18 protein-coding genes are annotated in these 15,135 nt (G+C 67.1%); 16 read left to right on the top strand and 2 right to left on the bottom strand.

Features of this window, described 5'->3' with window-relative positions; all coding sequences use genetic code 11:
• The first annotated feature begins 7 nt into the window (after positions 1-7).
• A complete protein-coding gene (gene mftG, locus A5686_RS16900) occupies positions 8-1,447 on the top strand; it encodes a mycofactocin system GMC family oxidoreductase MftG (RefSeq protein WP_067936529.1) in 1,440 nt (479 codons plus the stop codon).
• On the opposite strand, the gene A5686_RS16895 is transcribed toward mftG, so the two are convergent.
• Positions 1,441-3,030 (bottom strand): MFS transporter, encoded by a 1,590-nt coding sequence (locus A5686_RS16895; RefSeq protein WP_067936528.1) that lies wholly within the window; start codon positions 3,028-3,030, stop codon positions 1,441-1,443. The two genes, mftG and A5686_RS16895, sit on opposite strands and share 7 nt — an antisense overlap.
• A 143-nt stretch (positions 3,031-3,173) precedes the next feature.
• Between A5686_RS16895 and A5686_RS16890 the strand changes: the two genes are divergently transcribed.
• The 15 genes from A5686_RS16890 (at position 3,174) to A5686_RS16820 (ending at position 14,819) form a co-directional block, all read left to right on the top strand.
• Positions 3,174-3,776 (top strand): TetR/AcrR family transcriptional regulator, encoded by a 603-nt coding sequence (locus A5686_RS16890; protein WP_197520608.1) that lies wholly within the window; start codon positions 3,174-3,176, stop codon positions 3,774-3,776.
• Positions 3,777-4,205: 429 nt separating this feature from the next.
• Entirely contained in the window at positions 4,206-4,511 is a 306-nt protein-coding gene (gene rpsJ / locus A5686_RS16885) for a 30S ribosomal protein S10 (protein ID WP_003873519.1), read from the top strand.
• A 13-nt stretch (positions 4,512-4,524) separates the two neighbouring features.
• Positions 4,525-5,178, top strand: a complete 654-nt coding sequence (gene rplC / locus A5686_RS16880; RefSeq protein ID WP_067350602.1) for a 50S ribosomal protein L3 — start codon at positions 4,525-4,527, stop codon at positions 5,176-5,178.
• A complete protein-coding gene (gene rplD / locus A5686_RS16875; protein ID WP_156750114.1) occupies positions 5,175-5,858 on the top strand; it encodes a 50S ribosomal protein L4 in 684 nt (227 codons plus the stop codon). The genes rplC and rplD overlap by 4 nt, the downstream gene beginning before the upstream one ends.
• Positions 5,859-6,161 carry a 50S ribosomal protein L23 gene (gene rplW / locus A5686_RS16870; RefSeq protein WP_067936522.1) on the top strand — a complete coding sequence of 101 codons (303 nt, stop codon included), beginning with the start codon at positions 5,859-5,861 and terminating at the stop codon, positions 6,159-6,161.
• Positions 6,162-6,242: 81 nt separating this feature from the next.
• Positions 6,243-7,085 carry a 50S ribosomal protein L2 gene (rplB, locus tag A5686_RS16865; protein ID WP_007773586.1) on the top strand — a complete coding sequence of 281 codons (843 nt, stop codon included), beginning with the start codon at positions 6,243-6,245 and terminating at the stop codon, positions 7,083-7,085.
• A 17-nt stretch (positions 7,086-7,102) separates the two neighbouring features.
• On the top strand, positions 7,103-7,384 hold the full coding sequence (rpsS, locus tag A5686_RS16860) for a 30S ribosomal protein S19 (protein ID WP_066951921.1): 282 nt from the start codon (positions 7,103-7,105) through the stop codon (positions 7,382-7,384).
• Complete coding sequence (gene rplV, locus A5686_RS16855) at positions 7,381-7,950, top strand: 50S ribosomal protein L22 (protein WP_067936520.1); 570 nt, start codon at positions 7,381-7,383, stop codon at positions 7,948-7,950. Before rpsS ends, rplV begins: the two co-directional genes overlap by 4 nt.
• A complete protein-coding gene (gene rpsC / locus A5686_RS16850) occupies positions 7,950-8,786 on the top strand; it encodes a 30S ribosomal protein S3 (protein ID WP_067936517.1) in 837 nt (278 codons plus the stop codon). The genes rplV and rpsC overlap by 1 nt, the downstream gene beginning before the upstream one ends.
• A 3-nt stretch (positions 8,787-8,789) precedes the next feature.
• Positions 8,790-9,206, top strand: a complete 417-nt coding sequence (rplP, locus tag A5686_RS16845; protein WP_067936515.1) for a 50S ribosomal protein L16 — start codon at positions 8,790-8,792, stop codon at positions 9,204-9,206.
• Positions 9,206-9,448, top strand: coding sequence for a 50S ribosomal protein L29 (gene rpmC, locus A5686_RS16840; RefSeq protein ID WP_067936512.1), 243 nt, complete (start codon positions 9,206-9,208; stop codon positions 9,446-9,448). Before rplP ends, rpmC begins: the two co-directional genes overlap by 1 nt.
• Positions 9,445-9,822 (top strand): 30S ribosomal protein S17, encoded by a 378-nt coding sequence (gene rpsQ / locus A5686_RS16835; protein ID WP_156750113.1) that lies wholly within the window; start codon positions 9,445-9,447, stop codon positions 9,820-9,822. The genes rpmC and rpsQ overlap by 4 nt, the downstream gene beginning before the upstream one ends.
• Positions 9,823-9,910: 88 nt before the next feature.
• Positions 9,911-12,274: an arylsulfatase gene (locus tag A5686_RS16830; protein ID WP_067936509.1), complete on the top strand. Its 2,364-nt coding sequence runs from the start codon at positions 9,911-9,913 to the stop codon at positions 12,272-12,274.
• Positions 12,275-12,376: 102 nt separating this feature from the next.
• Entirely contained in the window at positions 12,377-13,267 is an 891-nt protein-coding gene (locus A5686_RS16825) for a formylglycine-generating enzyme family protein (protein WP_067936506.1), read from the top strand.
• 88 nt (positions 13,268-13,355) lie between these two features.
• Positions 13,356-14,819, top strand: coding sequence for an HNH endonuclease signature motif containing protein (locus A5686_RS16820; RefSeq protein WP_067936504.1), 1,464 nt, complete (start codon positions 13,356-13,358; stop codon positions 14,817-14,819).
• A gap of 15 nt (positions 14,820-14,834) precedes the next feature.
• Here the strand turns inward: A5686_RS16820 and A5686_RS16815 are convergent.
• Positions 14,835-15,135 (bottom strand): adenylate/guanylate cyclase domain-containing protein (locus tag A5686_RS16815; RefSeq protein WP_197520606.1); only part of this gene is annotated, 301 nt, incomplete at its 5' end.

The following is a 15,135-nucleotide window of genomic DNA, read 5'->3' as shown; positions in this document are numbered from 1 at the left end:
CACCGCCTTGACCACAGCCGCCTCGCACAGCGATGTGCTGATCGTCGGCGCCGGCAGTGCAGGATCGGTTGTTGCGGAACGTCTCTCCACCGATCCGCGGTGCACGGTGACGGTCCTCGAGGCGGGTCCGGCGCTCGACGACCCGGTACTGCTGGCCCAGACTGCCAACGGTTTGCAGTTGCCGATCGGCGTCAAAAGCCCGCTGGTCCGACGCTACCAAACCCGCCTCACCGAGCAGCCCGCTCGCCAGCATCCCCTGGTGCGCGGGGCCACGGTAGGCGGATCTGGCGCGGTCAACGGCGGCTACTTCTGCCGCGGGTTGCCGCACGACTTCGATCGTATCGCCGTCGAGGGCTGGGGGTGGTCCGAGGTCCTGGACAGCTTCCGCGCCATCGAGACCGACCTGGACTTCGATGGCCCCGCCCACGGCGACAGCGGTCCCATCCAGGTGCGCCGCACGCACGAAATGACCGGCACCACAGAGCGATTCATCGCCGCCGCCGAGCGCGCCGGGTTCGGCTGGATAGCAGACCTCAATGATGCTGCGCCAGACCAGGTTTCGGGAATCGGAGCGGTCCCACTCAATATCGTCGATGGTGTGCGGCGGGGCTCCGGCGCGGGATATTTGATCCCGGCGCTGAGCCGGCCGAATCTCAACCTGCGTGCACGGACCCGGGCGGTCCGGTTGCGTTTCGCCGGCACCGTTGCGGTGGGCGTCGACGCGATCGGTCCACACGGGCGGATGACCTTGACCGCCGACCGGGTGGTGTTGTGCGCCGGGTCGATTGAAACGGCGCACCTCCTCATGGCCTCGGGCATCGGTGATGAACCGATGCTGACCGGCGCCGGGGTTCCGGTGGTGGTGGCGCTGCCCGTGGGGACGTCGTTCAGCGATCATGCCGAGTGGGTGTTGCCCACCGATTGGACGGTGGCGCCCGGACGGCCGGTGCTCGAGGTGGTGCTCAGCACGGCCGACGACCTCGAGATCAGGCCGTACACGGGCGGATTCGTGGCGATGACCGGCGACGGCACCGCCGGGCATGCCGACTGGCCACATATCGGGGTCGCACTGATGCAGCCGCGGGCGCGCGGGCGCATGACGCTGGTCTCGGCCGATCCCGACGTGGCGCCGCGAATCGAACACCGCTACGACAGCGAGCCCGACGACGTCGCGGCGCTGCGCAGGGGAAGCGAGTTGGCCCGCGAATTGTCCGGCGGCACTATCGATGCCGCGGCCGTGGTCTGGTCGACCTCGCAACATCTTTGCGGTACCGCACCGATGGGCGCCGACGGCGACCCGCATGCCGTCGTGGACCCCCGGTGCCGGGTGTTCGGCATCGACAACCTGTGGGTGATCGACGGCTCGATCCTCCCCGCCATCACCAGCCGCGGCCCGCACGCCACGATTGTGATGATCGGGCACCGGGCCGCGGAGTTCGTTCAGTGACGCGCGAGCAGGCGCCGCACCGGGCGTAGCTGGCGACCGTCGCGGCCGGGAGCCCACACCCCGATCGCCACGGCGGCGACCGCGACGATCGTGGCCATCGTGATGGTGGAGGCGTGCAACGCGGCCAGGAACGCGGACTTACTGATGTCGGCCAGCTGCCGCCCCTGGGGCCCGAGCCGGCCGGCGATCTCCACGGCCTTGGCCAGCGAGTCGGTGGCCTGAGCGCGCACCGGTGCGGGAAAGCCCGCCAGCATTGGCCCAAGCTCGTGCGAGTAGCGGCCGGCCAGGATGGATCCGGCCACGGCGATGCCCAATGCGCCGCCCATTTCCCGTGATGTGTCGTTCACGGCCGAGGCGACGCCCTGCTTCTCGTCGGCAACGGCACCCATGATCGCCGAAGTGGTTGGTGCCGTGCATATTCCAATACCTGTGGCGAGAATCAGTGTGGGCCAGGCGAATTCGAAATACGTCGAATGTAGGTCCAGCCCGTGCATGCACCCGAATCCAACCGCCATCAGCGATGTGCCGACGAACAACACCAACCGCAGCCCCAGCTTGGGCACATACCAGAACGACAGGGCCGAGAAGATGCCCAGCGGCACCATGAACGGCCCGAAGGCGATCGCGGTCGCGAGCGCGGAGTAGCCCATGATCTGCTGCACGTACTGCATCCCGATGTAAAAGAACCCGAAGGTGGCGCCGAACAGGATGACGATCGCGGTCACCCCCGTGGCGAAATTGGGGTCGGCGAACAACCGCACATCCAGCAGTGGTTGCCTGCCGCGCCACGCCATGCGCAGCTCGAGGGCGCCGAATCCCGCTGCAATCACCGCGCCGACGACGAGTCCGCCCCACACCACCGGGTCGCTCCAGCCGCGGCCGGGCGCTTCCAGGATGGCGGCCACGGCGATGGCGACCGCCGCGCCGATCAGGATCGCGCCAAGCGCATCGATCCGGGGAGCGCCCGCGTCGCGGGACTTGGCGACGGTGCAGGCCAGCGCGAGAATCGCCAGGCCGGCGATGCCCAGCGACCAGAAGATGGCGTGCCAGTCCCAAAAGCGAAGCAACAGACCAGAACCGAGCATGCCCAGGACGCCGCCGGAACCGGCCGTCCCGGCCCAGATGCCAACGGCTTTGGTGCGGTCGTCTTTTGGATAGGCCACCGTCAGCAGCGACAGCGTGGCGGGCATGACGAATGCGGCGCCGATCCCAGCCACCGCCCTGCCGGCGATGATCTGAGACGGACTGTGCAGCAGCGCGGGTGCCATCGAGCCGATCGAGAACACCAGCAGCCCGGCCAGCAGCGCACCGCGCCGGCCGTAGCGGTCACCTATCGCGCCGGCCGGCAGCAGCAGACAGGCCAATGCGACGGTGTATCCGTCGACCACCCAGTTCAGCTGCGATGCGGTGGCCGAGGTGGCCACCGCGAGGTCGCCGAGCGTGGTGTTGAGCGCGGTCATCGACGCCACCACCAGGGCTACCGCCATGCAGGCGACGGCCAGCGTCCAGTTTCGGGCCCGGAAGCTGTCGCCGACCCCGAGCGCGTCAGTACGCTGGTCAGACCGGACCAGGGTTTCGACCATGCGATGCGCCTCCTTGGAGCGTGCGGCGTTTCGAGACCAATAGTCTTGTAGGTAGACCGATAGTCTCGTTCTCAAACAGGAGGTGGGTCACAATTACGGCCGGGACGTCCGACCCGCGCCCCGCGAGGTCGCGGGCCAGGCTGCTGGACGCCGCTGTCACGCTGTTGCGTGCCGGGGGTCCCAGCGCGGTGACGGTCGACGCCGTCACCCGCACCGCCAACGTAGCCAGGGCAACCCTGTATCGCCACTTCCCGAGCGGAAACGACTTACTGGCAGCCGCTTTCAACAGCTTGATCCCAGCATCGCCCACCCCGCCGGCGCAGGGTTCGCTGCGCGAGCGCCTGGTCGCCGTGGTGCTGGCCCAGGCCGAATCCGTGGCCCAGGCTCCTACGCTCATGACCGCCATGTCCTGGCTCGCGCTGGGACGCGATTTGGAGGGTCTGCCCGAGCCACGGCACAGCCCCAACGCCGACAGCGCGGCGATCACCACCCTGCGCGAGCGCATCGCCCAGCAGTACGCGGAGCCCTTCGACGCCATTTTCGACAGTCCGGAGGCCGCCGCCCAGCTGGGAGAGGTGGACCGGTCGCGGGCGATCGCCCTGCTCATCGGCCCGCTGGTGCTCGGCCGCCTGTCCACGCTGCCCGACTTCGACTACCGGCAGTGCGCCCTGGCGGCCGTGGACGGCTTCTTACATGTGCAGTGCGGCGGGGCGGGCACGGCCGACATCGAATCGGCTGGGGCCTAAGCGTCCCACCGCCCGCCGCCTCAAGCCCTCTGACCAGCTGGTTTACCGCCCGGTGCTACCGCCCTCGGGTCGGGTGCGGCAGATTCGGCCCGAGATCGCGGCCGAATTTTGTTCGGGCCACGATCTAAGGCATACTGTTCAGGTTGCCTTGAGCCGGGTTCGCGCCTGGTCGGGCATACGACCAGCGTCCAAACGGGCGCGTCCGGTCCCATCCTTTGAGAGCGACGAATTTCGATCGCGGATGAGGCTGCGTGAGGGTGACACGCCCGACCGCGGGGGCCGGTGGACCACGACAGGTAAACAGCGGCGCAATATCCGGCGCAACGCTCGATCGGCCCAGAGTTGGCCGGCCCGATCGGCGCGCCGGTGGCACTGAGGACATTTGAGCCCGGATACCCGGGCCTCAACAGGAGCGAGGGTAGGAGAAGCGTGGCGGGACAGAAGATCCGCATCAGGCTTAAGGCCTACGACCATGAGGCTATTGACGCGTCGGCGCGCAAGATCGTCGAGACCGTCGTCCGCACGGGTGCCAGTGTTGTAGGTCCGGTGCCGCTGCCGACCGAGAAGAACGTGTATTGCGTCATCCGCTCTCCGCACAAGTACAAGGACTCGCGGGAGCATTTCGAGATGCGCACCCACAAGCGGCTGATCGACATCCTCGACCCGACGCCGAAGACCGTCGACGCGCTGATGCGCATCGACCTTCCGGCCAGTGTCGACGTCAACATCCAGTAGGAGATCCAGACTCATGGCAAGAAAAGGCATTCTGGGTACCAAGCTGGGCATGACGCAGGTGTTCGACGAGAACAACAGGGTTGTGCCGGTGACGGTCGTCAAGGCCGGCCCGAATGTGGTGACCCGGATTCGTACCCCCGAGCGCGACGGCTACAGCGCCGTGCAGCTGGCCTACGGCGAGATCAGTCCCCGCAAGGTCAACAAGCCGGTGACCGGTCAGTACGCCGCCGCGGGCGTGAACCCGCGCCGGTTTCTGGCCGAGCTGCGGTTGGAGAACCCCGAGGCGGCCGCGGATTACGAGGTCGGCCAGGAGCTGACGGCGGAGATCTTCGCCGACGGCGCCTACGTCGACGTCACCGGCACCTCGAAGGGCAAGGGCTTCGCCGGCACCATGAAGCGCCACGGCTTCCGTGGTCAGGGCGCCAGTCACGGTGCCCAGGCGGTGCACCGCCGTCCGGGTTCCATCGGCGGTTGCGCCACCCCCGCCCGGGTGTTCAAGGGCACCCGGATGTCGGGCCGGATGGGTAGCGACCGCGTGACCGTCCAGAACCTGTTGGTGCACAAGGTCGATACCGAGAACGGCGTGCTGCTGATCAAGGGCGCGGTCCCGGGCCGCACCGGTGGACTCGTCGTTGTCCGCAGCGCGGTCAAACGAGGTGAGAAGTGATGGCAGAAGGCTCCAAGAAGCTCAAGATCGACGTCAAGACGCCGGCCGGCAAGGTCGAGGGCTCGATCGAGCTGCCGGCCGAATTGTTCGACGCTCCGGCCAATATCGCGCTGATGCACCAGGTCGTCACCGCGCAGCGGGCGGCGGCGCGCCAGGGCACGCACTCGACCAAGACGCGCGGCGACGTCCGCGGCGGTGGCCGTAAGCCGTACCGGCAGAAGGGAACCGGCCGGGCCCGACAGGGTTCGACGCGCGCTCCGCAGTTCACCGGGGGTGGCATCGTGCACGGCCCCAAGCCCCGCGACTACAGCCAGCGCACCCCCAAGAAGATGATCGCCGCGGCGTTGCGCGGCGCATTGTCCGACCGGGCGCGCAACGGCCGCATCCACGCGATCACCGAGTTGGTCTCGGGTCAAACGCCGTCCACCAAGAACGCGAGGGCCTTCCTGGGCACGCTGACCGACCGCAAGCAGGTGCTGGTTGTGATCGGGCGCAGCGACGAGGCCGGCGCCAAGAGCGTGCGCAACCTGCCGGGTGTGCACGTCCTGGCCCCCGACCAGCTCAACACCTATGACGTGCTGCGCTCCGACGACGTGGTGTTCAGCGTGGAGGCGCTCAATGCCTACATCGCCGGGGCCACCGGCGGTGCCGCCGACAACGATGTGGAGGTATCGGCGTAGATGGCGACCATCACTGACCCCCGCGACATCATTCTGGGCCCGGTCATCTCGGAGAAGTCCTATTCGTTGCTCGACGACAACGTGTACACGTTTGTGGTGCACCCCGACTCGAACAAGACGCAGATCAAGATCGCGGTCGAGAAGATCTTCTCCGTCAAGGTCGCGTCGGTGAACACCGCGAATCGGCAAGGTAAGCGGAAGCGCACCAGGACCGGATTCGGCAAGCGCAAGGGCACCAAGCGGGCCATCGTCACGCTGGCGCCGGGTAGCAAACCGATCGATCTGTTCGGGGCACCGGCCTAGCCGGACGACGATGCAGAGCGAAGCGATGAGGAGGAGTTGGGCAATCCAACCGAGCCGCCGCGAGAGGAAACCTGATTAGACATGGCAATTCGTAAGTACAAGCCGACGAGCCCCGGCCGTCGCGGCTCGAGTGTGTCAGATTTCTCCGAGGTCACTCGCTCCACCCCGGAGAAGTCACTGGTGCGCCCGCTGCACGGCCACGGCGGTCGGAACGCGCACGGCCGCATCACCACCCGCCACAAGGGCGGCGGCCACAAGCGCGCCTACCGCGTGATCGACTTCCGTCGCAACGACAAAGACGGCGTCAACGCCAAGGTCGCGCACATCGAGTACGACCCCAACCGGACCGCCAACATCGCGCTGCTGCATTTCCTGGATGGCGAGAAGCGCTACATCATTGCGCCGCAAGGTCTTTCGCAGGGCGACGTGGTGGAGTGCGGGCCGAACGCGGACATCAAGCCGGGCAACAACCTGCCGTTGCGCAACATCCCGGCCGGTACCGTGATCCACGCCGTGGAACTGCGACCTGGCGGTGGCGCCAAGCTGGCACGGTCGGCCGGGTCGAGCATCCAGCTGCTCGGTAAGGAGGGCACCTACGCGTCGCTGCGGATGCCCAGTGGTGAGATCCGCCGCGTCGACGTGCGCTGCCGCGCCACGGTCGGCGAGGTCGGCAATGCCGAGCAGGCGAACATCAACTGGGGCAAGGCCGGCCGGATGCGGTGGAAGGGCAAGCGCCCTTCGGTCCGTGGCGTGGTCATGAACCCGGTGGACCACCCGCACGGTGGTGGTGAGGGTAAGACCTCGGGTGGTCGCCACCCGGTGAGCCCGTGGGGCAAGCCCGAGGGCCGCACCCGCCACCCGAACAAGGCCAGTAACAAGCTCATTGTCCGACGCCGGCGCACCGGCAAGAAGCACGGTCGCTAGGAAGTCAGGAGTAGCACATGCCACGCAGCCTGAAGAAGGGCCCGTTCGTCGATGGCCACCTGCTCAAGAAGGTGGACGTGCAGAACGAGAAGAACACCAAACAGGTGATCAAGACATGGTCGCGACGTTCGACGATCATTCCTGACTTCATCGGCCACACCTTCGCCGTCCACGACGGACGCAAGCACGTCCCGGTGTTCGTCACCGAGTCGATGGTCGGTCACAAGCTTGGTGAATTCGCGCCCACCCGCACCTTCAAGGGACACATCAAGGACGACCGGAAGGCCAAACGGCGATGACCACAACGGAATTCCCATCGGCGGTGGCCAAAGCGCGGTTCGTGCGGGTGTCGCCGAGAAAGGCGCGCCGGGTGATCGACCTGGTGCGCGGCCGCTCGGTGACCGACGCGCTGGACATCTTGCGCTGGGCGCCGCAGGCCGCGAGTGAGCCGGTGGCCAAGGTGATCGCCAGCGCCGCGGCCAACGCGCAGAACAACAATGGGCTGGACCCGTCCACCCTGGTGGTCGCCACCGTCTACGCCGACGAGGGGCCCACCGCCAAGCGCATTCGCCCGCGCGCCCAGGGCCGCGCCTTCCGTATTCGCAAGCGCACCAGCCACATCACCGTGGTGGTGGAAAGCCGGCCGGGCAAGGACCAGGGGTCGGCGAAGTCGACCCGGGCCCGCCGTGCCGAGGCGAGCAAGGCCGCCGCGAAGGCACCCGCCAAGAAGGCACCCGCCAAGAAAGCGCCGGCCAATAAGGCACCGGCCAAGAAGGCCGCCACCAAAGCGCCCGCGAAGAAGGCCGCACCGAAAGCCGAGGCCAAGTCGTCTGAGACCTCTGACGCGAAGGGAGGCTCAGACTAGTGGGCCAGAAGATCAATCCGCACGGCTTCCGGCTGGGCATCACCACCGACTGGAAGTCACGCTGGTACGCCGACAAGCAGTACTCGGACTATGTCAAGGAAGACGTCGCGATCCGGCGGCTGCTCTCGACCGGCCTGGAGCGGGCCGGGATCGCCGACGTGGAGATCGAGCGCACCCGCGACCGGGTCCGGGTGGACATCCACACCGCGCGTCCCGGCATCGTCATCGGCCGTCGCGGCACCGAGGCCGACCGGATCCGTGCCGACCTGGAGAAGCTGACCGGCAAGCAGGTGCAGCTCAACATCCTCGAGGTCCGAAACCCGGAGTCCCAGGCGCAGTTGGTGGCCCAGGGCGTGGCCGAGCAGCTGAGCAACCGCGTGGCGTTCCGCCGTGCGATGCGCAAGGCCATCCAGTCCGCGATGCGTCAGCCCAACGTCAAAGGGATCCGGGTGCAGTGCTCCGGCCGTCTCGGTGGTGCCGAGATGAGCCGCTCGGAGTTCTACCGGGAGGGCCGGGTGCCGCTGCACACGCTGCGCGCCGACATCGACTACGGCCTGTACGAAGCGAAGACCACGTTCGGCCGGATCGGCGTGAAGGTGTGGATCTATAAGGGCGACATCGTCGGCGGGAAGCGCGAATTGGCCGCCGCCGCTCCGGCGGGCGCCGAGCGGTCGCGCCGCGAGCGTCCGTCGGGCACCCGGCCGCGCCGCAGCGGCGCGTCGGGCACCACCGCCACCGGCACCGAGGCCGGCCGCGCCGCCGCGAGCGCCGACGAGGGTGCGGCCGCCGCGACCCAGTCGGCACCCGCTGCAGAACCACAGAGCACGGAGAGCTGAATCATGTTGATTCCCCGCAGGGTTAAACATCGCAAGCAACACCATCCCCGTCAGCGCGGTATCGCCAGTGGCGGAACGGCGGTGAACTTCGGTGATTACGGCATCCAGGCTCTAGAGCACGCCTACGTCACCAACCGGCAGATCGAGTCCGCTCGTATCGCCATCAACCGGCACATCAAGCGTGGCGGCAAGGTGTGGATCAACGTCTTCCCCGACGTGCCGCTGACCAAGAAGCCCGCCGAAACCCGGATGGGTTCGGGTAAGGGTTCGCCGGAGTGGTGGGTGGTCAACGTGAAGCCGGGCCGGGTGCTGTTCGAGCTCAGCTACCCCAACGAGCAGACCGCCCGGGCAGCGCTGACCCGCGCAATCCACAAGTTGCCGATCAAGGCACGCATCGTGACTCGAGAGGATCGGTTCTGATGGCAGTGGGAACTTCGCCTGGTGAACTGCGTGAGCTCACCGAAGAGGAGCTGACCGAGCGGTTGCGCGAATCCAAGGAAGAGCTGTTCAACCTGCGCTTCCAGATGGCGACCGGACAGCTCACCAACAACCGCCGGCTCCGCACGGTGCGTCAGGAGATCGCGCGCGTCTACACCGTGCTGCGCGAACGAGAACTGGGCTTGGCTAGTGGACCCGAGGGTCCCGACGGTAAGGAATCGTGATGGCAGAAGCCAAGAAGGCTGCCCCCAAGAAGGCTGCCGCCAAAAAGGCCGCCCCTAGAAAGGCCGCAACCGAGGCCGCGTCGAAGGACAAGGGCCCCAAGAACACTCCGGCCAACCCGAAGGTGCGGGGCCGCCGCAAGGTGCGCATCGGCTACGTGGTGAGCGACAAGATGCAGAAGACCATCGTCGTCGAGCTCGAAGACCGCGTGCGTCACTCGCTGTACGGCAAGATCATCCGGACCACCACCAAGGTCAAGGCGCACGACGAGAACAGCACCGCCGGTATCGGCGACCGCGTCTCGTTGATGGAGACCCGCCCGACGTCGGCGACCAAACGTTGGCGGCTCGTCGAAATTCTGGAAAAGGCGAAGTAAGCCCTTTCGGTACCAGCACCTAAACGCCCGGTCTCGGGTGTAGTCTGCACGCACGTTCGGCAAGTCCGTTACGAGAGCGAGGCTGACGATGGTGGCTGGGTCGGGGCAGTCGTTCACAGGCAAGATCGAGCTCGACATCCGGGATTCCGAACCCGACTGGGGGCCCTACGCCGCACCGACCGCACCCGAGAACGCGCCCAACGTCCTGTACCTGGTGTGGGATGACACGGGCATCGCGACCTGGGACTGCTTCGGCGGCTTGGTCGAAATGCCCGCCATGTCGCGCATCGCCGAGCGTGGCATCAGGCTCTCGCAATTCCACACCACCGCGCTGTGTTCGCCGACCCGGGCGTCGTTGCTCACCGGCCGCAACGCCACGACCGTCGGCATGGCCACCATCGAGGAGTTCACCGAGGGCTTTCCCAACTCCAACGGTCGCATCCCGTTCGAAACCGCCCTGCTCTCCGAGGCTCTCGCCGAACGGGGATACAACACCTACTGCGTGGGCAAGTGGCACCTGACGCCCCTCGAGGAATCGAACCTCGCCTCGACGAAGCGGCACTGGCCGACCTCGCGCGGCTTCGAGCGGTTCTACGGGTTCATGGGCGGGGAGACCGATCAGTGGTATCCGGACCTGGTCTACGACAACCACCCGGTGACTGCGCCCGGCACCCCGGAGGACGGCTACCACCTGTCGAAGGACATCGCAGACAAGACGATCGAATTCATCCGCGACGCCAAAGTGATTGCGCCGGACAAACCTTGGTTCTCCTACGTGTGCCCCGGCGCAGGACACGCGCCGCACCACGTCTTCTCCGAATGGGCCGACAAGTACGCCGGCAAGTTCGACATGGGCTACGAGCGCTACCGCGAGGTGGTGCTGGAGCGGCAGAAGTCACTGGGCATCGTGCCGGCCGACACCGAATTGTCCCCGATCAACCCGTATCTGGACGTGAAGGGGCCGGGCGGTGAGCCCTGGCCGCTGCAGGACACGGTGCGCCCCTGGGATTCGCTGAATGATGAAGAGAAGCGGCTGTTCTCCCGGATGGCCGAGGTGTTCGCCGGGTTCCTGAGCTACACCGACGCCCAGATCGGCCGGGTTTTGGACTATCTCGAGGAGTCGGGCCAGCTGGACAACACCATCATCGTGGTCATTTCCGATAATGGCGCCAGCGGTGAGGGCGGACCGAACGGGTCGGTCAACGAGGGCAAGTTCTTCAACGGCTACATCGACACCGTCGAAGAAAGCATGAAGCTGTACGAACACCTCGGCGGCCCAAAGACCTACAACCATTACCCGATCGGATGGGCGATGGCGTTCAACACGCCCTACAAGCTGTACAAGCGCTACGCCTCCCATGAGGGTGGCATCGCCGACACGGCAATCATCTCGTGGCCCAACGGCATTGCCGCGCACGGGGAAGTTCGCGACAACTACGTCAACGTCTGCGACATCACCCCGACCGTCTACGAGCTGCTGGGGATGACGCCGCCGGAAACCGTCAAGGGCATTGCCCAGAAACCGCTGGATGGCGTGAGTTTCAAAGCGGCCCTGGCCGATCCGGGCGCCGATACTGGCAAGAGCACCCAGTTCTACACCATGCTGGGCACGCGCGGGATCTGGCACCAGGGCTGGTTCGCCAACACCGTACACGCGGCCACCCCGGCCGGCTGGTCGCATTTCGACGCCGACCGCTGGGAACTGTTCCACATCGAGGCCGACCGCAGCCAGTGCCACGACCTCGCGGCCGAAAACCCGGACAAATTAGAAGAACTCAAGGCACTTTGGTTCGCGGAGGCGGCCAAGTACAACGGGTTGCCGCTGTCGGATCTGAACATCCTGGAGACGCTCGGGCGGTCGCGGCCGTATCTGGTCAGCGAACGGAACAGCTACATCTACTATCCCGATTGCGCCGATGTGGGCATCGGTGCCGGCGCCGAAATCCGCGGCCGGTCGTTCTCTGTGCTGGCCGAGGTGACCGTCGATACCACCGGCGCCGAGGGTGTGCTGTTCAAGCAGGGCGGCGCGCACGGCGGGCATGTGCTTTTCATCCAGGACGGCCGACTGCATTACGTGTACAACTTCCTCGGCGAGCGCCAGCAGGAGGTCTCGTCGTCGAACGCCGTGCCCCTGGGCAGACATCTGTTCGGTGCCGGCTATTCGCGGACCGGGACGGTCGAGAACAGTCACACGCCGCTGGGTGACGTCACGCTCTTCATCGACGACAAGGTGGTCGGCACGCTGACGGGGGTGACGACCCACCCCGGAACCTTTGGGCTGGCCGGTGCAGGTATCACGGTCGGGCGCAACGGGGGGTCGGGAGTGTCCAGCCGTTATAAGGCGCCGTTCGCATTCACCGGCGGCACCATCACTGCGGTCACCGTTGACCTGTCCGGCCGGCCCTATGTGGACGTGGAAGCCGAAATCGCGCTTGCCTTTTCACGAGACTGATGCGGCGGCGCGCTAATTGTTCGGCAGGGGTTCGGCCGTGCAAACATCGCGCCGACGGCCCATCGTACGGCCCTCTCCACGCTCACGGCGTAGCCTGGCGGGGTGCTGAGCGAGCTGATTGACCTGCCGGGCGGGTCATTCCGCATGGGGTCGACCAGCTTCTACCCCGAAGAGGCGCCGATCCACACCGTGGTGGTGGGTCGGATTGCGGTGGAACGACACCCGGTGACCAACGCACAGTTCGCCGACTTCGTCGACGCCACCGGGTATGTGACGGTGGCCGAGCAGCCGATCGACCCGGCGCTGTACCCGGGAGCGAACCCAGACGATTTGTGCCCCGGCGCAATGGTTTTCCGGCCGACACCCGGGCCGGTCGACCTACGCGACTGGCGACAGTGGTGGCAGTGGGTGCCGGGAGCGAGCTGGCGCCACCCGTTCGGCCCCGGCAGCGACGTCGCGGAACGCGACGACCATCCGGTTGTGCAGGTGGCGTATCCGGACGCGGCGGCCTATGCGCGCTGGGCCGGCCGGCGGCTGCCGACCGAGGCCGAGTGGGAGTATGCGGCCCGGGCCGGATCCACAAGGACCTACTCGTGGGGCGACGAGGCCACCAGCGATGGCCGACTGATGGCCAACACCTGGCAGGGCGACTTCCCGTACCGCAATGAGGGGGCGCTCGGCTGGGTGGGAACATCGCCCGTTGGGACGTTCGCCCCCAACGCCTTTGGACTCCTCGACATGATCGGCAACGTGTGGGAGTGGACGGCCACCGAGTACGGCGCGCATCACCGGCTCGACGAGCCGCCCAAATCCTGCTGTGCTCCGTCGGGTCCCGCCGATCCGTCCGTCAACCAGACGTTGAAGGGCGGCAGCCACCTGTGCGCGCCGGAGTACTGCCACCGCTACCGTCCTGCCGCCCGGTCACCGCAGTCACAGGACTCCGCGACGACGCACATCGGGTTTCGCTGCGTGGCGGACTTGCCGTCGCGCTAGCTAGTGGTCACGTGATGACTTTGTACATCGTCGCGTAGATGCAGCAGGGCGACGGACGTTGTCGTACCCCGCTGGCATAATCGAACCTATGTTCGAGTGGTGGTCTGCCTCGCGGGAGACGCCGGAGTCGGCGGCGCTGCTGAACCGGGCGCGTGAGGCCGGGCGCGCGGAGGCGCAGGCGGCCGCCGAGCGGCTGGTCGCGGTCGGTGAGTTGCTGGTCCTGCGCTGCCGGCAGTCGGGGGAGTGCGCGGACTGGTCGGCCGATGCGTGGGATGCGGTGGCCGCACAGGTGGGTGCGGCGCTGGGATGCAGCGTGGCGATGGGGCATAGCTACTTGCGCTATGCGATGGCGATGCGGGATCGGCTGCCGGAGGTCGGCAAGGCGTTTCGGGCCGGCCACCTCGACTATCGGGCGTTTCAGACGATCGTGTTCCGCACCGACCTGGTCACGGATGCCGAGGTGCTGGCCCGCGTCGATGCGCAGGTTGCGGCGCTGGTGTCGCGGCGCCTCTCGCTGACCCGCGGCGGCTTAGCCGCCGCGGTGGACCGGGTGGTCGCCGTGGTCGATGCCGACGCGGTGCGTCGCGCCAAGGACGCAGTCAGCGATCGCTACGTGGATGTGCTGGCCAACGAGTCGGGAATGGCGTATGTGAGCGCCAGCGTGTTTGGCACCGATGGTCAGGCCTTGAACCGCCGCCTTGATGCGTTGGCGGCCACCGTGTGCGCCTCCGATCCCCGGACCGCCACACAGCGGCGCGCGGATGCGTTGGGGGCGTTGGCCGCCGGTGCCCAGCGACTGGTGTGTGGCTGCGGGCGGGGTGACTGCGCTGCGGACCCGGTGGCGCTCAAGAGCAACGTGGTGATCCACGTGGTCGCCGAGCAAGCCAGCCTCGAGGGTCGCGGGTCCACCCCGGCCGTGTTGCCCGGCGTTGAGGGTCTTATCCCGGCCGAGGTGGTGGCCGAGCTGGCCAAGTCGGCACGGTTGGTACCGCTGACCGCACCGGCGGACGCCGAATCCCGCTACATCCCGTCGGTCAAGCTGGCGGACTTTGTGCGGTACCGCGATCTGACGTGCCGGGCCCCGGGCTGTGACCGTCCGGCCACCGAATGCGATCTCGACCATACGATCCCGTACGCCCAGGGCGGCGCTACGCACGCCTCGAACCTCAAGGCGCTGTGCCGTCTACACCACCTTTTGAAAACGTTTTGGGGCTGGCGCGACCGACAGTTACCGGATGGGACCGTGATTTGGACGCTGCCTGACGGACATACCTACATCACCACCCCGGGCAGCGCGCTGCTGTTTCCGTCCCTATGCGCGTCCACCGGCAACGCGCCTGCACCCGTCGCACCCAAACCCGAGGGTTGCGCCGAGCGCACCGCCATGATGCCCCGACGCACGCGCACCCGCGCCCAAAATCGCGCCGCACGGATCGCCACCGAACGCAGGCAAAACCACGACGCCCGGCAACCGAAACTTCGAGAACGCGAGGCCGTGTACTTCGGCCAAGCACCCCCCGCCGACGGCGACGACGAACCGCCGCCATTCTGATTGCCGGCCAACGGTTTACGCCGAAGCAACGGCGAACAGACGCCACTCGCCCGGGACCCCCTTGAGCTGGTGGGCGCCGCGGTCCTCGAACTCGAGTCCCGACCCGATCACCAAGTCGCGCAGCGTGCTAGACACCAGTACGTCGTTCGGCCCGGCCTGCGCACTCACGCGCGCGCCGATGTGGACACCGATCCCGCCGATGTCATCGCCGCGGACCTCGCATTCGCCGGTGTGCAGACCGGCGCGCACCTGGATGCCGAGGGCCTGCATGGCATCGCGAATTGCCATGGCGCAACGGATCGCTCGCTGCGGACCG

The sequence above is a fragment of the Mycobacterium sp. E2479 genome (assembly GCF_001667925.1).
Classification (GTDB): domain Bacteria; phylum Actinomycetota; class Actinomycetes; order Mycobacteriales; family Mycobacteriaceae; genus Mycobacterium.
Note: the sequence above shows the minus strand (reverse complement) of the source record. Positions and strands in the feature narration are given on the sequence as shown.